The 20,390-nt window shown below is 70.5% G+C and carries 15 protein-coding genes; 8 read left to right on the top strand and 7 right to left on the bottom strand.

The window, feature by feature from the left end:
- Nucleotides 1-41 precede the first annotated feature (41 nt).
- Nucleotides 42-3,071 (top strand): CARDB domain-containing protein, encoded by a 3,030-nt coding sequence (locus tag ACFKCF_RS05425; protein ID WP_394491219.1) that lies wholly within the window; start codon nucleotides 42-44, stop codon nucleotides 3,069-3,071.
- A gap of 5 nt (nucleotides 3,072-3,076) precedes the next feature.
- Complete coding sequence (locus ACFKCF_RS05420) at nucleotides 3,077-3,673, top strand: nitroreductase family protein (RefSeq protein WP_394491217.1); 597 nt, start codon at nucleotides 3,077-3,079, stop codon at nucleotides 3,671-3,673.
- A gap of 40 nt (nucleotides 3,674-3,713) precedes the next feature.
- Here the strand turns inward: ACFKCF_RS05420 and ACFKCF_RS05415 are convergent, their stop codons facing one another.
- Complete coding sequence (locus ACFKCF_RS05415) at nucleotides 3,714-6,893, bottom strand: ATP-binding protein (protein WP_394491215.1); 3,180 nt, start codon at nucleotides 6,891-6,893, stop codon at nucleotides 3,714-3,716.
- 173 nt (nucleotides 6,894-7,066) lie between these two features.
- Here ACFKCF_RS05415 and ACFKCF_RS05410 point away from each other — a divergent pair, with 173 nt between their 5' ends.
- Entirely contained in the window at nucleotides 7,067-7,555 is a 489-nt protein-coding gene (locus ACFKCF_RS05410; RefSeq protein ID WP_394491213.1) for a hypothetical protein, read from the top strand.
- Between the two features lie 109 nt (nucleotides 7,556-7,664).
- On the opposite strand, the gene ACFKCF_RS05405 is transcribed toward ACFKCF_RS05410, so the two are convergent.
- The 4 genes from ACFKCF_RS05405 to ACFKCF_RS05390 all read right to left on the bottom strand — a co-directional run bounded on the left by ACFKCF_RS05405 (nucleotide 7,665) and on the right by ACFKCF_RS05390 (nucleotide 12,010).
- Nucleotides 7,665-8,801, bottom strand: a complete 1,137-nt coding sequence (locus ACFKCF_RS05405) for a glycoside hydrolase family 68 protein (protein ID WP_394491211.1) — start codon at nucleotides 8,799-8,801, stop codon at nucleotides 7,665-7,667.
- 91 nt (nucleotides 8,802-8,892) lie between these two features.
- On the bottom strand, nucleotides 8,893-9,717 hold the full coding sequence (locus tag ACFKCF_RS05400) for a carbohydrate ABC transporter permease (RefSeq protein WP_394491209.1): 825 nt from the start codon (nucleotides 9,715-9,717) through the stop codon (nucleotides 8,893-8,895).
- The gene (locus ACFKCF_RS05395; protein WP_394491207.1) at nucleotides 9,714-10,640 is read right to left on the bottom strand and encodes a carbohydrate ABC transporter permease; all 927 of its coding nucleotides are present in this window, start codon (nucleotides 10,638-10,640) and stop codon (nucleotides 9,714-9,716) included. The genes ACFKCF_RS05400 and ACFKCF_RS05395 overlap by 4 nt, the downstream gene beginning before the upstream one ends.
- A gap of 8 nt (nucleotides 10,641-10,648) precedes the next feature.
- On the bottom strand, nucleotides 10,649-12,010 hold the full coding sequence (locus ACFKCF_RS05390) for an ABC transporter substrate-binding protein (protein WP_394491205.1): 1,362 nt from the start codon (nucleotides 12,008-12,010) through the stop codon (nucleotides 10,649-10,651).
- A 176-nt stretch (nucleotides 12,011-12,186) separates the two neighbouring features.
- Here ACFKCF_RS05390 and ACFKCF_RS05385 point away from each other — a divergent pair, with 176 nt between their 5' ends.
- Nucleotides 12,187-13,218: a LacI family DNA-binding transcriptional regulator gene (locus tag ACFKCF_RS05385; RefSeq protein ID WP_394491203.1), complete on the top strand. Its 1,032-nt coding sequence runs from the start codon at nucleotides 12,187-12,189 to the stop codon at nucleotides 13,216-13,218.
- A gap of 14 nt (nucleotides 13,219-13,232) precedes the next feature.
- Here the strand turns inward: ACFKCF_RS05385 and ACFKCF_RS05380 are convergent, their stop codons facing one another.
- Both ACFKCF_RS05380 and ACFKCF_RS05375 read right to left on the bottom strand, forming a co-directional pair.
- Nucleotides 13,233-14,525, bottom strand: a complete 1,293-nt coding sequence (locus tag ACFKCF_RS05380; protein ID WP_394491201.1) for a glycoside hydrolase — start codon at nucleotides 14,523-14,525, stop codon at nucleotides 13,233-13,235.
- A 206-nt stretch (nucleotides 14,526-14,731) separates the two neighbouring features.
- Nucleotides 14,732-15,754, bottom strand: a complete 1,023-nt coding sequence (locus tag ACFKCF_RS05375) for a zinc-dependent alcohol dehydrogenase family protein (protein WP_394491199.1) — start codon at nucleotides 15,752-15,754, stop codon at nucleotides 14,732-14,734.
- 236 nt (nucleotides 15,755-15,990) lie between these two features.
- Here ACFKCF_RS05375 and ACFKCF_RS05370 point away from each other — a divergent pair, with 236 nt between their 5' ends.
- From ACFKCF_RS05370 to ACFKCF_RS05355, 4 genes are all read left to right on the top strand, one after another.
- Nucleotides 15,991-16,869: a helix-turn-helix transcriptional regulator gene (locus ACFKCF_RS05370; RefSeq protein WP_394491197.1), complete on the top strand. Its 879-nt coding sequence runs from the start codon at nucleotides 15,991-15,993 to the stop codon at nucleotides 16,867-16,869.
- 250 nt (nucleotides 16,870-17,119) lie between these two features.
- Nucleotides 17,120-18,385 carry a cellulose binding domain-containing protein gene (locus tag ACFKCF_RS05365; protein ID WP_394491195.1) on the top strand — a complete coding sequence of 422 codons (1,266 nt, stop codon included), beginning with the start codon at nucleotides 17,120-17,122 and terminating at the stop codon, nucleotides 18,383-18,385.
- A 53-nt stretch (nucleotides 18,386-18,438) separates the two neighbouring features.
- Nucleotides 18,439-20,016, top strand: a complete 1,578-nt coding sequence (locus ACFKCF_RS05360; RefSeq protein WP_394491193.1) for a cellulose binding domain-containing protein — start codon at nucleotides 18,439-18,441, stop codon at nucleotides 20,014-20,016.
- Nucleotides 20,017-20,078: 62 nt separating this feature from the next.
- The gene (locus ACFKCF_RS05355) at nucleotides 20,079-20,255 is read left to right on the top strand and encodes an arabinofuranosidase catalytic domain-containing protein (RefSeq protein ID WP_394491191.1); all 177 of its coding nucleotides are present in this window, start codon (nucleotides 20,079-20,081) and stop codon (nucleotides 20,253-20,255) included.
- Nucleotides 20,256-20,390: the final 135 nt, after the last annotated feature.

Below are 20,390 nucleotides of genomic sequence, written 5' to 3'. Positions count from 1 at the left end.
CTACTCATGCGCGTCCCGCGAGATGACTTCATTCTGGCCGCATGCGCTTACTCACAGTGTTATGTCTGATCGCGCTCAGCCTGGTGGTGGTCAACACGCCCGCCGCTCAGGCCAGTACGGGCGTCACGCTCCGGCTCACGATCAACAAGATCCGCCAGATCGAGAGCCCCGACAACGGCACGGGCAACTACTTCCCCGAGATCCGCATCGGGAACGGCGACCTGCAGCGCAGGAGCGCGGTGGAGGACGACGAGTTCGACCCCAGCACGTTCGACCCTCCGTGGATCTTCACCCAGGACGTGCAGGTCCCGGACGACACCACCAAGGTGCCGATTCTCATCCGCCTCTGGGACGAGGACGGCGGCCTCAACGGCGGCGACGACAAGCTGGACATCAGCCCGCAGAACCAGGACGACGACCTTGAGCTCCAGTACGACATCGGCACCGACACCTGGACCGATCCCGGCGACCTGCTCACGCCGGGCCAGACCTACGTGGAGGGCGACGGCGACCCCAACTTCCCCAACGCGCACGACGGCAAGCGGGCGGGGATCGGCTTCAAGATCGAGCGGACCAGCGGCCCGCTGCCCGACATCGACGGCGACGGCATCCCCGACGTCATCGAGCGCTTCGGCATCCGCAACCCCGACGACTCGATGAAGTACGACCTGAAGCAGCTGGGCGCCAACCCCTGCCGCAAGACGGTCATCGTGTGGATCGACTGGATGACCGGCGACGCCCAGCACACCCACAGGCCCAAGGACGCCGCGCTCCAGGAGCTCAGGCGCGCCTTCGAGGACGGCCCGACCAAGGCCACCCAGCCCTGCCCCTACGGCGTCCCGCTGGACGACGGGGTGGACTTCATCCCCATGGTCGGCACGGGCATTCCGGAGCAGGCCGTGATGACGGAGAAGGACACCGCCTTCGCCAATGCCAGGACGGCCGACCTGCCCAGGGAGCTGGCGCCGTACGCGCACTACACGATCTTCGCCCACGACCTCACCGCCGGCAGCATGGTCTCCGGCCAGTGCTGCGACCCCAGCCGCGGCAACCGCGACTTCATCGTCACGCTCGGCGAGTGGCGTACGTGGTGCGTCGACGGCGGCCCGAACGGCAAGGTGGACTCCGCCGTGGTGGGAGACGACTTCCCCAAGGGCAACCTGATCGGCGTCGGCCCCGACCACGTCTGCAACAGCAAGATCAAGAAGGGTTCCGACGACATCCAGCTGATGAAGGTGGGCAGCGGCCCGGACGTCGTCTTCTCCGGTACGGCCCGCGACCAGGCCGGCACGCTGATGCACGAGCTGGGACACGCGCTCGGGCTCGCCCACGGCGGCGACACCCGGACCAACTACAAGCCCAACTACCTCAGCATCATGAACTACGCCTACGAGCCGGCCGGCATCCCGACGGGCCTGGACCCGGCGCCCCGCCGCCTGGACTACTCCAAGGGCACGATGCCCCGGCTCGACCGCGATCACCTCGATGAGAGCAAGGCCATCGGCCCCGGCGACGACTACGCCCGCTGGAAGATCCCCAGCAAGCCGGAGCAGTACGGCCCGGTCGACCCGATCGTCGACTGGCTGGACTGGAACGTGAACGGGACGGAGGATCCGCCCACGATCGCGGCCGACATCAACTCCGAGGACGACGTGTGCGTCCTGGCGGGCACCAACAACACGATCGACTCCACCAGGATGAACGACGACGTCCAGTTCAACGACGCGATCATCCAGGGGCCCGACAACAAGTGCCAGTCGACGCCGAAGCCGGGCAGCGACGACAAGGGCCGCGACCCGATCCTCACCGACTACGACGACTGGGGACACCTGAAGCTCGACGTCTCCAAGCCCGGCGCGGGCGTGGAGTCCGGCCGTGAGATCGACTTCGTGACCGCGGCCAAGATCGAGGCCGGTTTCCAGGACTTCTACACGCCCGACCTGGCCACCACCAAGACCGTCGACAAGGAGTCGGCCGAGCCCGGCGACACCCTCACCTACACGGTCAAGGTGGACAACGTCGGCAAGGGCGGGGCGGAGTCCGTCAAGCTCACCGACACGCTGCCCGACGGCGCCGCCGTCACCCGCGATCTGCCCGACCTGGCCGCCGGGGCGAGCCGCAGCGAGACCTTCACCTATGCGATCCCGTGCAAGACCGACGACGCCGCCACGGTCACCAACTCCGCCACCGTCGTGGGCAAGAACGTGGCGGGTGGCGCGGAGGAGGACACCTCCGACAACACCGGCAAGGCCTCGACCGCGGTCAAGGCGCCGAAGCTCACCCTGACGGCGAGCGCGACGCCCACCGCCGGCGCGGCGGAGGCGGTGACGACCACGCTGACGGTGAAGAACACCGGAGGCGCGAGCGCCACCGGGGCCAAGCTCACCTACAAGCTGCCGCCCGAGGTGTACTACAGCACGGCCCTCGACCAGGGCGCGGGCCCCAAGCCGGGCGCGGTCGACGGCGGCACGCTGACCTGGAACCTGGGCACGCTGGCGGCCGGTTCGACCACGACCGTTGCGTTCAGCAGCCGTTCCAGCCTGCTCGTGGTGGGCGGGACCGTCCTGACCGGGCAGTCCCAGGTCTCCTACGGCAACGCCAACGGCTGCTCCTACACCCCGGCCACGGCGACCTCCACCAGCACCGTGACCGAGGCCGCGCCGAGCAGGGACCCGCGCCCGCAGGGCATCTGGCTGGCTTTCCCCTCGATGCGGACCGCTGAGCTGCTGGCCAGGGTCCAGGCCACCGACACCCGCTTCGACGGGATCGACGGCTCGACACCCGACGGCCGGTTGTCCCAGCAGGAGGTGGGGGCCGCGTTCACGCTGCCGCTGCTGCCGCCGCGCAACCTCCGCGCCGAGCTGCTGACCACGTACTTCAACCTGGCCAGCAGGCGGATCAACGCGGCGACGGCCGTTCGCACGATCACGATCGAGCGGCTGCACCTGCACACGGTCGGCGAGGCCGCCAAGCACGCGCAGCAGACCCTCGCCGACCCCGGCCTCATCGGCCTCACGGACGCGATGGTGGCCCTCGTCGAGATCAACACAGGGGTCGCCGAGCGATACTGACCCTTATGGAGTTTCAAGAGGTGGTACGGCGGCGCCGCATGGTCCGGAACTACGACCCGGACCGTGCGGTGCCCGCCGCTGTGGTCGACCGGATCCTCGGCAACGCGCTGCACGCGCCCTCTGCCGGGTTCAGCCAGGGCTGGGCGTTCCTGGTGCTGGAGGATCCGGCCGACCGCGAGCGGTTCTGGGAGGCGTCCACCGACGACTCCGAGTGGGGGGCGGGGCTGCGGCGGGCGCCGCTGCTGATCGTCGCCCTGTCGCACAAGCAGGCCTACCTCGACCGGTACGCCGAGCGCGACAAGGGCTGGGAGGACAAGGACGAGGCCCGCTGGCCGGTGCCGTACTGGGACATCGACACCGGGTTCGCCTCGCTGCTGATGCTGCTGACCGCTGTCGACGAAGGGCTGGGCGCCTGCTTCTTCGGCATCCCGCCGGGCGGGCGGACGAAGGCGTTCAAGGAGGCCTTCGGGGTGCCCGAGGCGTACACGCCGATCGGGGTGATCAGCATGGGATACCGGGCGCAGGACAAGCGCTCGCCCTCGCTGAAGCGCGGCAGGAGGCCGCTGGAGGAGGTCGTGCACCGCGGCTCGTGGAGCGGCTGACACCGGCATCCGGAGATCGCAACCTTGGCCCCTGCCCGGGTCACGCCTGTCCCCGATCGGTGAAGCGGCCGGTCAGCTCCTCCGCCCTGCGGTGATCGTACGGTGCGCGGAGCCGTTCGGCCGCCCGCACGGCCTGTTCCGCCGCTCTCCTCGCGGCCTTCCGCCTCCCCCCGTGGGCCAGGACGAGGGCGCGGGCCCAGCCGATGCGGGCCGCGGCGCCGGGTTGGCGGGACAGGAACCCGGCCAGGTGCCGGTCGAGCCGGCGCGCCGTGGCGGCGTCCGGGGGCAGGGACACGAGCAGTTCGGCCAGGCCGGACCAGCACTCCAGCAGGCCGCGCCGGCCCGCCGGCAGGCGGGCGGCCAGCTCCAGCGCCGTGGTCAGCGCCTGCCCCGGGCCGATCCGCCCGAGGCGGGCCGCGGCCGTGAGCAGGCGCATCTCCTGGATCAGCGGCATGACCGCGCCGTCACGCAGGCCGAGCCGCTGCTCGTGGGAGCGGCGGCGGTCGGTCGACGCGCGGGCCGCCGCCAGCACCTGCCCGATCCGCTCCGCGCTCGTCCCGTCGATCCGCAGCAGCGCCTCGGCCTGGCCGATCAGGCACCAGTGGCGGCCGATGTCGTCGCCGCCCACCCGCCTGGCCGCCTGCTCCGCCGTGTCGGCGAACAGCTCCGCCGCCTGCTCGAAGTCGCCGCGCCACAGGGCCGTCTCGGCGAGCATCCCCGCGCAGTTCTCCGCCACCCGGGGGTCGACCGTCCTGGCCCGGCACTCGGCGAACGAGGCGCGCGCCGCCTCGAAGTCCCCGGCCGCGAGCAGATCCAGGCCCCTGGCCAGGCGGGCGCGGCTCGCCGGCTCGGTCGGGTGGCCGATGTCGCTCAGCGACCGCTCGGCGAGGGCGCCGTAGCGGGTGGCCAGCCGATGTCGTCCGGCGAGGCGGGCGATGGTGGCGAAGTTCGCGTACGCCTCCGCGCGCAGGGCCGGGTCCGGCGTCCGGTCGGCGGCGTTGAGCTGGCGTAACGAGGCGGCCAGCATGGTGAGCAGGTCCTGCTGGTGGTAGGCCAGCCGCGCCAGGAACGTCAGCGCCTGCGCCGCCTCGGCCTGTGCCGAGGCGCCTGGGCGACGGATCGGCAGGGCGCGGTGGAGGAGCCGGCGGGCGGCGGCCGTCAGGACGGCGGCGGCGAGGCCGGGCCGGGACGTCGGGAGCGGCTCGCCTATCGTGTCGAGCGCCATCCTGGCCAGGCGGGTGGACTCGCGCTCCCTGGCCAGCTGGTGCTCGCTCACGCCCGCCATCCGCAACCACCGTGCCCGGAGGTACGGGGCCGCGCGCGTACGGGCGAGGTGCCGCAGGACGACGGCGCCGGACTCCTCGTACAGACGCAGGCGCAGGCACAGCACCCAGTAGCGGTCGAGGAATCCGGGCCGGCCGGACACCGCCCAGGCCAGCCGGATGTTGTCCATCTCCACCCCCAGCACGCGGGTGACCTCGTCGTCGGAGGCGTCCTGCAGGGCGGCGGCGTACCGGTCGAGCAGGCAGGCGAAGTGGGTGGCGTGCCGTTCACGCACCGCGCGGCGCTCCCGGGGGTTCAGGTGTCCGGCGGCGAACTGCCGGATGAGCGGGTGCAGGACATAGCGGCCGGACGGGGTGAGCTGGATCATGCTGTGATCCACCAGGTGGACCAGCACGCGCGGCGTGGTGCCGGCCACCTCCAGCGCGGCACGCAGCGTGCAGCCGCCGCTGAACACCGACAACGCCGCCAGCGCCGCTCGCCCGGCCGGGTCGAGCAGCCGCCAGGACGTCTCGAAGACCGTGCGCATGCAGGCGTGCCGCGGCCGGACGGCCGGCCCTTCGGCGGACAACAGGCCGTCGTCCACGCCGAGGCGCTGGGCCAGCTCCGCGAGCGGCACCGCGCGCAGCAGGCCGGCCGCCAGTTCGATGGCCAGGGGCAGGCCGCCGATGGCGGCGCAGATCGCGGCGACCGGTACGGCGTGCGGGCCGGGGTCGAACGCCGGTTGCGCCCCTACGGCCCTGGACGCGAACAACGCCTCGGCCTCCGGGCCCGGCAGGCCCGCCACCTCGAACGTCACCTGTCCGGGCACGTCCAGGCGGCGTCTGCTGGTCGCGAGGATCCGCACGCCCGGAGCGGTGCGCATGATCCGGGCGATGACCGGGTCGACGGCCGGCAGGTGTTCGAGGTTGTCCAGTACGAGGAGCTGCTCGCGGCCGGACAGGGCGGCCAGCAGCAGGTCAAGGGCAGGGCGCTGCGGGGAGAGGTCCACGCCGAGGCGCCGGGCGAGCGTCGTGACGGCCGCCTCCGGGTCCACCCCGGCGAAGGAGACGAACGCGCACGACGGCGTGGCGGCGGCGATGGCCAGGCGGGTCTTGCCGACGCCGCCGGGGCCGAGCAGGGTCACGAGGCGTTCGCGGGCCAGCAGCGCGCGCAGTTCGCGGATCTCCGTCTGCCGGCCGAACAGGTCGGTGCGGGGTACGGGCGGCGCGGCACGGAACTGCCGGCCGGCGGCCGCGGACTCCGGCGCTGGTACGGGGGTGACGAGCTGCCGGCGGACGGCCTCCGTCTCCGGCGCGGGCTCCACCCCCAGCTCGTCGGCCAGGCGCCGCCGCAGGTCGTCATAGCAGGCCAGCGCCGCGCCCCGGTTCCCGCCACGGGCCAGCGCCGTGATCAGCAGCCGGTGCGCCTCCTCGTCGTACGGATCCAGCCCGGCGACCAGCCGCGCCAGCCGTACGAACTGGTCGGGCGGCGCGGAGCCGGCCCGCAGCAGCAGTTCGCGCAGCAGCAGCCGGGTCCGCTCCCGCTCCGACTCCAGCCAGCCGCCGAACGCCGGCGCGTCGCAGAACCACACGCCGTCCATGAAGTCGCCGCGCCACAAGCGCAGCGCCTCGGCCACGGTCGGTGTCTGGGCCAGGCGCCCGTGATCCACGAAGCAGCCGTCGCCGGCGCGGAAGCGTACGTGCTCGCGGGTGATGTCCAGCCACCCGCCCACCTCCTTGCGCAGCTCCGACAGCGCCAGGCGCAGGCTGCCCCGGGCGTTGGCGTCGGGCCGCTCGCCCCACAACAGCGCGGCCAGCTCCGAGCGCGGCCGCGGCCCCGGTGTGGCGGCGAGGTAGCAGAACAGGGCGCGCGTCTTGGCGGCGCGGATGCCCACCGGCCGCCCGCCGACGGCCAGCTCCGGCGGGCCGAGCAGCAGCAGGGTCAGCGAATCTCCCATAGACGCAGCACAGTAGGCGCGCCCCGGCCGCGCGACTGTGCCAAAAAGCGCACATGGAACGTGCTCTGTGTCACTGACCTGGGCTCTCACGATGCGCTCACGCTGCCTGTCCCACTCTGATGCCGCGTTTCGCGACAGGAGCGGGGCGCACGTCACACCGTAGGAGAAACAGGATGCGCACTCAGAAACTGATCCCCGGGCTCGCCCTGGCGGCGGTCCTGGCCGTGCCGGTGGCGCTGGCCGCGGCCCCGCCCGCCGGCGCGACGGCCAGAGCCGCGACGTGCCGGGTGGAACTGGACTACATCGACTCGAACAACGTCGACGAGTCCGACGGCGTGGACGAGATCCGCGTCAACCTGGGCGGGATCATGTATCCCGCCGGCAACAACTGGGTCAACATGTGGGGCGGCGCCCGGGCCTACACGGCTTCCTTCGGCAGCCCGAGCGCCACGATCAGCTCCTCCGGGTCTGCGCTCTACAGCGTGCGCGAGGTCACCCCGCCGTGGGTCGCCGGCGGCACGACCCTCGGCACGATCACCGCGCAGGGCTCACTCTGCGCCACGCTCTCCACGGGGCAGACGGTCGGCCTGACGAAGACCATCACCGGCACGGACGACACCTTCTACTCCTACTTCATCAGGCTCGTGATGACCGGCCTGTAGCCTCCCACGCCGGTCCGAAGGCCCCGCTCTGGTCCCGAGCCGGGCCCGCACCCTCACCGGCACCGCGGGCGCCGATGCGGGTACCGTGCGGCGGTTCCGCGTCCGGATGCTAGGTCCCGGCCGGGATGACAGAGGTCGTCATCCCGTTCAGGGCGAGCTTCAGCGTCGGCGCGATGGTGCCGCCGAAGCCGGCCCGTGCCTGCGCGGCCCCCGCGGATCGCAGATCCAGGCCCGGGTGCGATCGGTAGTTGGCGAAGCTGACGACGTGGAGGTCCGGCAGCACCAGCCAGGCGTAGGCCTGGTCCGGTTCGGTGCGGGGGTTCTGGAGGACGAGCCCGGACCCGTTGAGCGGCTCGTACGGTCCCGTCAGGCTGGGGGCGGCGAAGCCGTAGAGCCCGGTCGGCGCGGAGTCGGCCGGGTGGAAGCTGTGGCGCTGGGTGGAGAAGAAGAGGTGGTACCGCGACTGGTGCACGATGATGTGCGGCCGTTCCAGCTCGTGGTTGACGCCCTCGGCCACGACCAGCGGCGGCAGCAGGGACCAGGCGCCGTCCCGCGTCCCGGCCAGGGCGATCGCGCCGCTGAAACGGTCGTCTTCCGCGACGGACGCGGCGATGAGCAGGTAGTCGCGCCCGTCGGCCGGATCGCGGAACCAGCCGGGATCGCGAAATGCCCTGATACGTCCCGGCATCCCGATGATCTCCTCGGCCGGCAGGTACATGCGGCCGTCCGAGCGGAGGATCTCACGGTGCTCGGCGCCGGGGTCCAGCAGGATCCGGCGGCCGTCGGCGACCAGAGCGGGGCGGGCCTCGACGACGCGCTGCCGGAACGTCGGAGGGGTTTCCCCACGCCGTCCGGCGGCCGTGTAGAACACCGACACGGTGTCGTCGGGGCGGCGGACCGCCGATCCCGACCATTCGCGGCTGCCCGGCGAGGCGCCGTCGGCGAACGCGTGACCCAGGTCCGTCCAGCTGCCGCCGTCCTTGGCGAGCAGCCGGATGCGGGCCTGGTCGTGGCGCTCCTCAGGGTGGCCGAGGACCGGCGCCGACAGCGCCATCCACAGCTCCTGGCCGCTGATCGCGCAGGTCGAGCCGTCTTCCTCCTGGACGGGCCACAGGTCCCACAGGTCATGGTCCGGCAGGATCCGGGGCATGGCCGCGGGGTCGATGACGGGTGCCGTGGTCGCGGCTGCGTCGACGAGCAGATCCAGGTGCCGCTGGGTCCAGCGCGCCGGCCGGCCGGCGCTCATGCGGCTCCCCGCCCGCGGCGGTGACCGCCGGGGCGTGTCCGCTGCGAGCCCTCGATCCCGCCGTACGGCGGTGGTGTCGCGTTCATCGCCGTCAGCCCTTCAGGGAGCCCTGGAGCAGGGCCTTGACGAAGTGCCGCTGGAAGATGAGGAAGATCACGAGCGTGGGGGTCAGGATCAGCAGCGACCCGGCGCACAGCAGCGGGATGTCGGTGCCCCACTGCCCCTGGAAGGCGCCCAGGGCCCCGGACATGGTGCGCTTGGCCGGGTCGTCGACCAGGACGATGGCCAGCAGGAACTGGTTCCAGGTCCACAGGAACAGCAGGATGCCCAGGGACGAGATCGCCGGCATGGCCAGGGGCACGTGGATGCGCCGGAACAGCTGCCAGACGTTGGCCCCGTCCATCCGCGCGCTCTCGGACAGCTCTCCGGGCATGTTGACGAAGTGCGCGCGCATCCAGAAGACGGAGAACGGCATGAACAGGCCGATGAGCGGCAGGATGATCGCCCAGCGCGTGTTGAGCAGTCCCATGTCGCGGATCTGGTAGTACAGCGGCGTGATGATGCCCTCGAAGGGGAGGGTCAGGCCGAGCACGAACAGCAGGAAGATCACGCGCCCGCCGATGACGCGCAGGTGACCGATGGCGAAGCCGGCCATCGTCGCCAGGACGATGGAGATCGGGACCACGCCCAGCACGATGAGGACGCTCGACTTCAGCAGCTCGCCCATCTTCGCGGCCTGGAAGGCGGCGAGGAAGTTGCCCCACTGCGGGTCGGACGGCCAGTCCAGCCCGGCCGGGTAGGTGCCCGAGGGGTGCAGGGCGGTGACGAACAGGCTGAGGAACGGCAAAATGGTGATCGCCATCATGGCGATGAGCAGCAGCCTGGCGGTCCAGGACTCCCGCCACGAGGTGATCATCGGTTGCCCTCCTTGGTGAACCACTGGATGGGAAGGGCGCAGGCGATCACGAGGACCATGAGCACCATGGCCAGGGCCGAGGCCATGCCGACCTCGCGTTCGGAGAAGGCCAGGTAGTAGATCTGCAGGCCGGGCACCATGGTCGTGTTGCCGGGACCGCCCTGGGTGGAGATGTAGATGATGTCGAAGCTGGCCAGGGCCGCGATCACGGTCACGGTGACGCAGACCGCGATCTCCTGCCGCAGGCTGGGGACGGTGATCGAGACGAATTCCCGCCAGGGTCCGGCGCCGTCCAGCCGGGCGGCCTCGTACAGCGCCGGGTCGATCTTGCTCATGCCGGCCAGGAGCAGCAGCGTGCACAGGCCGAGGAGCACCCATGCGCCGATCATCCCGACCGCCGGCAGGGCGGTGGAGAAGTCGCCGAGCCAGGCCCGGGTGATCCCGCCGAGGCCGACGAGCGAGAGCAGCTGGTTGATCACGCCCGTGGAGGCCAGCAGCCAGCTCCAGGCGATGCCGGCCGCCACCAGCGGGATGACCTGCGGCAGGAAGAGCACGGTCCGCGCCACGAGCGCGAGCCGGCTTTCGGCGATGCGCCGGATCGTGGCGGCGATCGCCAGGCCCAGCAGGACCGGGATCGCGCTGAAGAAGGCGATGAGCTTGACGGCGTTGATCAGCGAGTCGTACAGGTCGGGGTCGGTGAAGACCTTGCCGAAGTTGGCCGCCCCCACCCAGGTGGACGGGCCGATGCCGTCCCAGTCGTACAGCGAGTACTGGAACGTCAGGGCGATCGGGCGCAGGACGAAGACCGCGTAGAAGGCGAACGCCGGCGCGATGAACAGCCAGCCGACCAGGCCGCGCGCGTCGCGCAGCCTGGTCGCGGCCGGCCGCCGGTGCGCGGATCGCGCGCCGGGAGAGCGGGTCACCACCGGCTTCAGTTCCCTTCGAGCTGGCTGGTGTAGTCGGCCTGGACCGCCTTCAGCAGCTCCTGCGGCTTCTGCTGTCCGGCCACCAGCTTCTGCAGCTGGGGTGTCCAGCTCTTGGCGTAGATGGCGCCGGTGGCGTTGGCGATGAAGTCCATCGCGCCGTTGTCCTTGGAGATGTCCGCTCCGGCCGCCAGCGTGGCGGCGGTGACCTTGTCCGCGGCCACCTCGGGCATGTACGCGTCGGCGGGACCCATCGGACGCGATCCGCCGACCTCGACGCCGATCTCGCGGGCCCGCTTGTCGGTGGCCACCCAGTTGAGGAAGAAGGCGGCGCAGTCGGCGTTCTTGGCGTTCGCGGCGATCCCGAAGGTGAGGGGCGCCGACATGGCGGCCCGCTTGCCGCCCTGCTGCGCCGGCGGCATCAGGGAGAAGCCGGCGTTGCCCGGCATCTGCTTGTCGAGGTTGCCGGACTCCCAGTCGCCGTTGAACATGAACAGGCCCTGGCCGTCGATGAAGCGGCTCATCATCGTCGCGTAGTCGACCGCGTTGACGTCCTTCTGGAAGTATCCCGCCTTGATCCAGCGCTCCAGGTGCTGGGCGGCCTGCAGGTTCGACGGGGTGTCGATCGTGGCGCCGGGCTTCTGGAAGATCCAGTCGTTGATCGGGGCAGCCGGGCCGTAGGAGGCCATGAGGTTCTGCAGGGGGAACGCCAGGCCGCCGGTGGCGCCGCCGTTGAACTGCACGATGGGCGTGATGCCCGCGTTCTTGGCCTTGGCCAGCGCCGCGTCGAGCTCGGCCAGGGTGGCGGGCGGCGCGGACATCCCGATCTGCGCGGCGAGCTTCTTGTTGTAGAAGAGGCCGGTCATGCTGGAGTTGAGACCCATGGCGTACAGCGAGCCCTCGCCGCGCGGCCGCCCGCCCGGGCCGAGCCGTAGCTGCTCAAGCTGGGAAGCCGGCCACTTGTCCCAGCCGAACGCCTTCGCGTAGCCGTCGAGGTTCTTCAGCAGGTTGTCCTTGACCAGCTCGGAGACCTGGGGCAGGCGCATCAGGTCGGGCGGGTTGTCCGCCAGCACGCGGGGGGCGTTCTGCGTGATCACCGCGAACTGGTCCTCGCGGACGTTCCACGTGACGTTCGGGTGCTGCTTGGTGAACTCCGTGGTCAGCGCCTTGGGAAGCGGGAACCCGGTCTCGAAGTAGCCGTTCATCGTGATCGGCGCGGTGCCGCAGGTGGGCGCCGCGGACGGGGCCGACGCGCTGGTGGCCGCGGGCTGCGGGCTGTTGCTGCCGGGAGCCGCGCAGGCGGCGGCCAGCGTCCCCATGGCGATCACCAGCGCGGCCCCGGACCTGCCGGAGCGACCTCGACGAGCCATGTGCATCTCCTCTGTTGCCTGGGACAATCGGCACAGGCTGATGTCCCGACTCCGTTGCTAAATCGGGTTAGCGCCCGTTAGTCTCACGGTGCGTATCGCACGGTGTCAACCCCCCGTAACCCACTCTTGACGATCGGAGGTTCTGGGTGAGCCCACGACGGGTCACCTTGGCGGATGTGGCCAAGGCTGCCGGTGTCTCCCGCACGACCGCATCGCTTGTCCTGTCCGGGCGCGGCCGTGAGCTGCGCATCTCTCAGGACGTCGAGCAGCGGGTGCTGAAAGCGGCCGACGAGTTGCAGTACCGGCCCAACATCGTCTCCGTGGGCCTGCGCACGGGCACCACCCGGACGATCGGCTTCGTCTCCGACACCGTCGCCACCTCACGGCTGGCCGGTGACATGATCAAGGGAGCGCTCGAGGCCGCCCGTGACCGTGGCTTCATGCTGTTCATCGGTGAGACCGAAGGCGACGCCGAACTCGAGAGCCTCCTGCTGCAGGCCATGCACGACCGCCAGGTGGACGGGCTCATCCTGGCCTCGATGTTCACCAGGACCATCAAGGTGCCCAAGGCCATCACGGCCGCGCCCGCCGTGCTGCTCAACGCACTGGCCAAGCAGCCCACTCCCCTGCCCGCCGTCCTTCCCGACGAGGTCGAGGCCGGTCGCCACGCCGCCCGCATCCTGCTCGAGGCCGGCCACCGCGACGGCATCTACCTGATCGGCGCCGGTCCGGGCCTGCGCGACGTGCCCGCCGAGAGCGTCGCGGCGGTGGAACGGCTCGTCGGCATCCGCGAGGCGCTCGGTGAGAGGGGAGTCAAGGTGGCGGGCGCTCGTACCTGCCCCGACTGGCAGCCCGAATACGGCCTCGCCGCGACGCGCGACCTCCTGCGCACCGCCCAGCCACGCGCGCTGATCTGCTTCAACGACCGGATCGCCATGGGCGCCTACCAGGCACTCGACGATTTCGGGCTCAAGGTGCCCGCCGACGTCTCCGTCGTCTCCTTCGACGACCATCCCATCGCCTCATGGATGCGGCCCAAGCTGACCACCGTGGCACTGCCCCACTACGAGCTGGGGCGCAAGGCCGTCGACGTGCTTTTCGCCGAGATCGACCGTGACCGCACGGACAGCGACCGGGTGGGCGAGGTGCACCGGGTTCCGATGCCTGTCCGCAGCCGCGAGTCCGTCGCGCCGTCATCGCTCGGCTGAGGAACGGGCGCTTTTCAGGTCTGGCCGAGAACGATCGTGGTCAGGGCGCGCGGCGGGAGCGTGACCGCCCCGCCCTCCACGGGGAGGGACCCGAGTGACTCGTCCTCGTCGGTCAGGTAGGCCGAGACGTGGCCGTCCACCCCCTCCCAGGTGACGGGGGCCATGCCGGTGTTGAGGACCTCGACGACGCGGGAGCCGTCGGGGTTGCGGAACGCGGACACCTTCAGGGCCGGCTTCGCGACCGCCACGTCGAGCCTGACCGCGCCGGGCCTGACGAACCGGCTGTAGGCGGCCAGCGCCCACAGCCGCTTGGAGACCCGGTAGGTCTTGGCCTCCTCGTCGATCAGCAGTAACGCCCTCGTCTTCCCCGTGGAAGCACCCAGCCAGTACAGGTAGCCGGAGACGCCGCCGAGAGTGAGCGCGTCGTGCACGGCCAGGGCGATCGTGAAGCCGTCGGAGCCGCTGCCGTCGTACCAGTTCTCGTTCCAGCAGGTGCCGTTGGGATGCCACTCCGACATCCACGTCGGCCGTTCCGTCGGCAGCGGGGAGTCCACGGGGGTGGCGTAGCTGTGCCCGGTGTGGACCTTCACCCAGCGACGGGCCCCGGCGTCGGCCTCGATCGCGCTCGTGTACGCCCTGGCCTCCGTCCAGCCGACCGACTCGCAGCACACCAGCCGCACGCCCGAGGCGATGGGGCCGAGCACCTTGACGAACCGAGCGGCCTCCTCAGGGCTGAAGCGCATGGAGGCGTGCGGGGCCGTCCAGTCGGGTTCGTTCGCGAACCCCAGCTCGGTGATCTGGATGCCTTCCTGCGCGTAGAACCGCGTGTACTGCACCAGGTAGTCCGCATAGGCCTGCTGCCACTCCGGCTTCAGCCGACCGCCGTTCCTGTCCTCGCCAGTGTCCTTCATGTAGCCGGGCGCGCTCCAGGCGACGGCGAAGAAGCGCCGCACGCCGTACTCCTGCGCGGCCTTGGCCATCCACACCTGGCTGTTGTCGTCGCCGTCCCACACGTACGCGGGCGGGGCGTCCGGGCCGCCGGGGTCCTCCGGCTGGATCGACACCATCTCGTCGTACGGGCTGCCCAGCGGGGCCGAGCCGATGCCGAGACGCAGAATGCTCAGCCCGGCTCCCCGCTCGCGGCTGAACCACAGGTCGAGGACCTCTCGCCGCTTGTCCTCCGGGAGAGCCCTGATCAGTTCGTTTCGCCGGAACGCCGTGGAGACCCCGAACCCGTCGATGATCTGATGCAGGACTCGATCGTTGATCGTGATCGCCGGTGGATCGGCTGACCGGGGTTCGTTCATCACTGGAACTCCGAGCATGTGGCTGCGACAACCTGGTGGCAACCATCCTGCCCGAACCCTGGATCCGGCGCTGCACGCGTTGACCCGCGGGCCGCCACGGCCCGCCGGGACAACGGCGACGGCGCAGAAGCGCGCCGTCTCCGCGCCGGTGTGGGATCAGCGCGGAGACAGCGCCCTTCGCCGCAGGCGGTGGTGCGGGTGCCGGTTCACAGCTGCAGGAGGGTCTTGATGGCGCGGCGTTCGTCCATCGCCCTGTACCCCTCGGCCACCTGCTCCAGAGGCAGGGTGAGGTCGAAGACCTTGCCGGGGTTGATCTTCCGGTCCCAGATGAGGTCGATCAGCTCGGGCAGGTACTGCCGGACCGGGGCCGGGCCGCCGTGCAGGTGGACCTGGGAGAAGAACAGTTCGTCACCGGCAAGGGCGACGTCGTGGTTGACCCCGACGAAACCGACGTGACCGCCGGGCCGGGTGGAGCGGATGGCCTGGAGCATCGATTCCTGGGTGCCGACCGCCTCGACGACCGAGTGCGCGCCGAGGCCGCCGGTCAGCTCCTTGATCTTCTCGACGCCCTCGCCGCCGCGCTCGGTGACGATGTCGGTGGCGCCGAATTCCAGGGCGAGCTTCTGCCGCGCGTCGTGGCGGCTCATCGCGATGACCCGTTCGGCGCCGAGCTGCCTGGCTGCCAGGACGGCGAGCAGGCCGACCGCGCCGTCCCCGACGACCGCGACCGTCCTGCCGGGTCCGGCCTGGGCGGCCACCGCGCCGAACCAGCCGGTGCCGAGCACGTCGGAGGCGGCGAGGAGGTCGGGGATCAGGTCGGCGTCGGGCATGCCCGGGGTGGCAACGAGGGTGCCGTCGGCGTTCGGGATCAGGGCACGCTCGGCCTGCGTGCCGACCGCGTTCATGAACACCCGGTGAACGCAGGAGGACGGGTAACCGGAGCGGCAGATCTCGCAGGTGCCGTCGGAGGAGACGAACGAGCCGACGACGAACTGGCCGGGCTTGACGTTCTTCACCTCGCCGCCGACCTCCTCGACGACACCCACGTACTCATGGCCCATGGGGGTCGGGCTCTCGACCGGCTCGATGCCGCGGTAGGGCCACAGATCCGACCCGCAGACACAGGCCGCGGACAGCCGGATGATCGCGTCGGTCGGGGCCAGGATCTTGGGGTCCTCACGCTGCTCCACCCGGACGTCGCCGGGGGCGTGCATCACTACTCCACGCATATCGGGTACTCCTCTGGCTTGGTGTTCTCTCAGCGGCCTACCTGTACCTGCCGGTGATAGACCCGCTACTCATGGCGACCATTCGCCTTCCAAGGCTTCCGGCCTCCCAGGTCCCCCGGGCCGGGAAAAGTCGCGAATACCAGTAAAAGAGCTGGTCAGCCAGGGAGGAAGGCACTGGCGAAAGGTGTAATGCCAGGGCACCCCAGCGCTACGGAAGGCGGCCTAGCCTGGGGAGAGTGAACAACCGCGAGCAGATCCGCGAGTTCCTGACCTCCCGGCGGGCCAAGATCAGCCCGCAACAGGCCGGGCTGCCCTCCTACGGCACCCGCCGGGTCCCCGGACTGCGCCGCGCCGAGGTCGCCCAGCTGGCCGGAGTGAGCGTGGAGTACTACTCCCGCCTGGAACGCGGCGACCTGTCAGGGGTGTCCGACCACGTCCTGGACGCCCTGGCCCGCGCGCTGCGGCTGAACGACGCCGAACGGACCCACCTGGAGGATCTCGCGCGCGTCGCGGGCCCCGGCCCGCGACGGCGCCGCCGCCCTGCCCCCGACCAGGTACGGCCCGCGGTGCAGCGGCTCCTGGACGCCATGACCGGCGCCCCGGCCTTCGTCATGAACGGCCGCGGCGACGTCCTGGCCACCAACGCCCTCGGCCGCGCCCTGTACGCGCCCATGATCGACGCCGCCCGCGGCGCCACCCCCAACCACTCCCGGTTCATCTTCCTCGATCCCCGCTCCCACCAGTTCTGGGGCGACTGGAACCGCGCCGCCGACGACACCGTCGCCCTCCTGCACGCCCAAGCCGGCCGGGACCCCTACGACAAGGACCTCACCGACCTCATCGGCGAGCTTTCCACCCGCAGCGAGGACTTCCGTACCCGCTGGGCCCGGCACGACGTCCGCCAGCACCATCAGGGCGCCAAACCCTTCCACCACCCCGTCGTCGGAGACCTCCACCTCACCTACGAATCCCTGGACCTGACCGCTGACGGCCTCACCCTGGTCGCCTACGGCACCGAACCGGGCAGCGACTCCGAGGACAAACTCCGTCTCCTCGCCAGCTGGGCCACCACATCCGACCGCGACACCGCTCCCCACACGCCACCCGTGCCGTAAGAGATCACAGCATGTGATCGGTAACGCATGGGGCTGTCCAGCGCTCCTTATTCGCGGACTTGGTGGTGCGTCCGGGGATGCGGCCGTGATGGCCCCCGACCAGCCACTGAAACTTTCAGTGATCCTTGACATGCGGCAGGCGCACCCTTACACCGTGATGTGTTATCGATAACGCATCTCCAGGCCTACCCCTCCCCATCGACTACCCCTCGACGAACGCCGGCCTCGGATCGGCAGAGAGAGTGGCACGATGTCAAGACGTAGACCCTTGGTGACCGCCTTAGCGGTCGTGGCGCTCGCTGTCCTGGTGGCCACAGGCGGCCCGGCGCTGAGCGCCAGTCTCGGCACGACCCCGGCCAGCCCCCTGGCGGCCTCCGCGGGATGTGGCAAGGCGCCAGGGCTGGCGAGCGGTACGCGTTCGATCCAGACCAGCGGCAAGAATCGCAGCTACATTCTGAAAGTCCCCGACAACTACGACATGAACCACCAATACCGGCTGGTCTTCGGGTTCCACTGGCTGGGCGGCACCGCCACCGACGTCGCCACGGGTCAGACCGTGCAACGCGACGTCTGGGCCTACTACGGGCTCCTGCGCCTGGCGAACAACAGCACGATCTTCGTCGCCCCCCAGGGCTTCAACAACGGCTGGGGCAATTCCAACGGTGAGGACCTGACCTTCGTCGACGACATGGTCAGGCAGATCGAGGGGGCGCTCTGCGTCGACACCACGCAGCTGTTCGCCACGGGTTTCAGCTACGGCGGCGCCATGTCGTACGCGATCGCGTGCGCCCGGGCGAACGTCTTCCGGGCGGTCGCGGTCCAGTCCGGCGGGCAGCTCAGCGGATGTAGCGGCGGCAGCCAGCCCATCGCCTACATGGGGATCCACGGCATCAGGGACAACGTGCTCAACATCTCCGGCGGACGGTCCCTTCGTGACCGGTTCGTCAGGAACAACGGCTGCACCGCACAGAGCCCGCCCGAGCCGGCGCAGGGCAGCCTGACGCACCGGGTCACCACCTACTCCGGCTGCTCGGCCGGGCATCCGGTCGTCTGGGCCGCGTTCGACGAAGGCCACATCGCCGCACCACAGGACGGCGCCGGCGGCGACAGCGGCTCCCGTACCTGGGTCCCGGCAGAGGTGTGGAAGTTCTTCACCCAGTTCCAGAGCGACCCGACACCCACGCCGACCCCGACTCCGACTCCCACGCCGACCCCGGTCCCGGGGGCGTGTTCGGCCACGATCGAGACGGTCAACAGCTGGGAGGGCGGCTTCCAGTCGACGGTGACGGTCCGGGCCGGCAGCGCGCCGGTCGACGGCTGGAGCGTGAAGTGGACCTGGCCCGGCGGGCAGAGCATCAGCAGCCTGTGGAACGGCACGCAGAGCGTCTCCGGCTCCGCCGTGACGGTCCGCAACGCCCCCTACAACGGCTCCCTCGCCGCGGGCGCCTCCACCACCTTCGGCTTCACCGCCAACGGCACCGCTGCCACGCCCACCGCCACCTGCACCAGCCCCTGACTCTTGGTTCATCCGGGGCAAGCCGCTCATCTTCAGGAGGGTCCTTGCGCAAAGTGGGAATTCTTCTCGCCGCCGGCATTCTCGTAGGCGGTCTGATCGCCTTGGAGGACCAGGCCGGCGCCCTGGACAACGGGGTGGCCCGCACGCCCCCCATGGGGTGGAACAGCTGGAACACCTTCGGCTGCAACATCAACGAGACGCTGATCAAGCAGATGGCCGACGCCATCGTCAGCTCCGGCCTGCGCGACCTCGGCTACAAGTACGTCGTGGTCGACGACTGCTGGTTCAACCCCACCCGCGACTCCGCGGGGAACCTGCAGGGCAATCCGTCGCGCTTCCCCAGCGGGATGAAGGCCCTCGGCGACTACCTGCACGCCAAGGGACTGAAGTTCGGCATCTACCAGGTGCCGGTGGACAAGACCTGCGCCCAGTACTTCGGCAGTTACCCGGGCGCGACCGGAAGCCAGGGGCACGAGGCCCAGGACGCCAGGCAGTTCGCCGCGTGGGGCGTGGACTACCTGAAGTACGACTGGTGCTCACCCAACGGCACCATCGACGACCAGGTCCGTACATTCGCGAAAATGCGTGACGCGCTGGCGGCCACCGGGCGGCCGATCGTCTACAGCATCAACCCGAACAGCATCCACGCCAAAACCGGGCCCCAGCGCAACTGGGGCGACGTCGCCAACCTGTGGCGGACGACCGAGGACATCACCAACAAGTGGAACACCGGTCAGACCAACGGATACCCGATGGGCATCCAGAACATCGTCGACGTCACCGTCCCCCTCGCGTCCTACGCCAGGCCGGGCGCGTTCAACGACCCCGACATGATGGAGATCGGCCGGGGCGGCATGACCGACACCGAGATGCGCAGCCACTTCGCGCTCTGGGCGATCATGGCCTCACCTCTGATCGCCGGGAACGACCTGCGCACCATGGACTCGGCGACGACGACCATCCTGAAGAACCAGAACCTGATCGCCATCAACCAGGATCCGCTCGGCCTGCAGGCACGTGAGGTCAGCAACGACGGAACCCGGCGCGTGCTGGCCAAGAAGCTCGGCAACGGCGACGTCGCGGTCGCCCTGTTCAACCAGGGCGGCACTACGACCACGATCAGCACCACCGCGTCCGCGATCGGCTTGACGGGCGCTTCGTTCACCCTGCGCGACGCGTGGACGAACACCGTCAGCGCCGGCACCGGCACCATCTCGGCCAGCGTGCCGTCGCACGGGACCGTCGTGTACCGGGTCAGCGGCGGCACCTCCTCGTCGCCGACGCCGACGCCGACGCCCACGCCCACGCCCACGCCGAGCGGCCAACCGGACGGTTGCGCGGCGACGTACCGGCTGGTCAACGACTGGGGCACCGGCTTCCAGGGCGAGGTGACGGTCACCAACAACGGGCCGTCCGCGCTCAACGGGTGGACCGTGCAGATGACGCTGGCCGGTGGGCAGACCATCGCCAGCCTGTGGAACGGCGTGAACACCGGCACCAGCGGCACGGTCACCGTCAGGAACGCCCCCTACAACGGCACCATCGCCGCCAACGGGACGACCACGTTCGGCTTCACCGCGAACGGCAACGGCTCCACCGCGCCCACCGCCGTCACCTGCACGACCCCGTAGCGGAACGTCACGTCCCAAGAAGGCAGGCACCCATGCGAAAGGTGAGCTCTTTACGCCGACGGGTGGCACTCCCGGCTGCCTTCGTCGTCGCGCTGTCGACAGCCGGTGCCGGCATGGCCGCGGCGCACGTAGCGTCAGCGGCCGGCACCTTCTACGAGGGCGTGATGACCTCCGGCTATCCGTCGGACGCCACCGAGAACGCGGTCCAGGCCAACATCGTCGCCGCCGGCTACCGATGAATCGTCCTCGCCGGCCCTTGCTTTGCGGCGGTGGCGAGCGGCGTCCAGGCTGAAACTCGAAACCGGCGGAGCAGTGAGCGACTGCGGGTGAGGCGAGCGTCCCACCGCGCGGCCGGAGCGTCGTGTTCCGGCCGC

It is taken from the genome of Nonomuraea sp. JJY05 (assembly GCF_043496855.1).
Classification (GTDB): Bacteria; Actinomycetota; Actinomycetes; order Streptosporangiales; family Streptosporangiaceae; genus Nonomuraea.
The sequence above is the reverse complement of the archived record's forward strand: the minus strand, read 5'-3'. Positions and strand labels throughout refer to the sequence as shown.

What these genes read in the sequence shown, in the direction of transcription:
- ACFKCF_RS05425 (WP_394491219.1), top strand. Translation starts at nt 42, where the DNA reads ATGCGCTTACTCACAGTGTTATGTCTGATCGCGCTCAGCCTGGTGGTG.
- ACFKCF_RS05410 (WP_394491213.1), top strand. Translation starts at nt 7,067, where the DNA reads ATGCGCACTCAGAAACTGATCCCCGGGCTCGCCCTGGCGGCGGTCCTG.
- ACFKCF_RS05405 (WP_394491211.1), bottom strand. Translation starts at nt 8,801, where the DNA reads ATGAGCGCCGGCCGGCCGGCGCGCTGGACCCAGCGGCACCTGGATCTG.
- ACFKCF_RS05375 (WP_394491199.1), bottom strand. Translation starts at nt 15,754, where the DNA reads ATGCGTGGAGTAGTGATGCACGCCCCCGGCGACGTCCGGGTGGAGCAG.
- ACFKCF_RS05390 (WP_394491205.1), bottom strand. Translation starts at nt 12,010, where the DNA reads ATGGCTCGTCGAGGTCGCTCCGGCAGGTCCGGGGCCGCGCTGGTGATC.
- ACFKCF_RS05365 (WP_394491195.1), top strand. Translation starts at nt 17,120, where the DNA reads ATGTCAAGACGTAGACCCTTGGTGACCGCCTTAGCGGTCGTGGCGCTC.
- ACFKCF_RS05400 (WP_394491209.1), bottom strand. Translation starts at nt 9,717, where the DNA reads ATGATCACCTCGTGGCGGGAGTCCTGGACCGCCAGGCTGCTGCTCATC.
- ACFKCF_RS05380 (WP_394491201.1), bottom strand. Translation starts at nt 14,525, where the DNA reads ATGAACGAACCCCGGTCAGCCGATCCACCGGCGATCACGATCAACGAT.
- ACFKCF_RS05420 (WP_394491217.1), top strand. Translation starts at nt 3,077, where the DNA reads ATGGAGTTTCAAGAGGTGGTACGGCGGCGCCGCATGGTCCGGAACTAC.
- ACFKCF_RS05415 (WP_394491215.1), bottom strand. Translation starts at nt 6,893, where the DNA reads ATGGGAGATTCGCTGACCCTGCTGCTGCTCGGCCCGCCGGAGCTGGCC.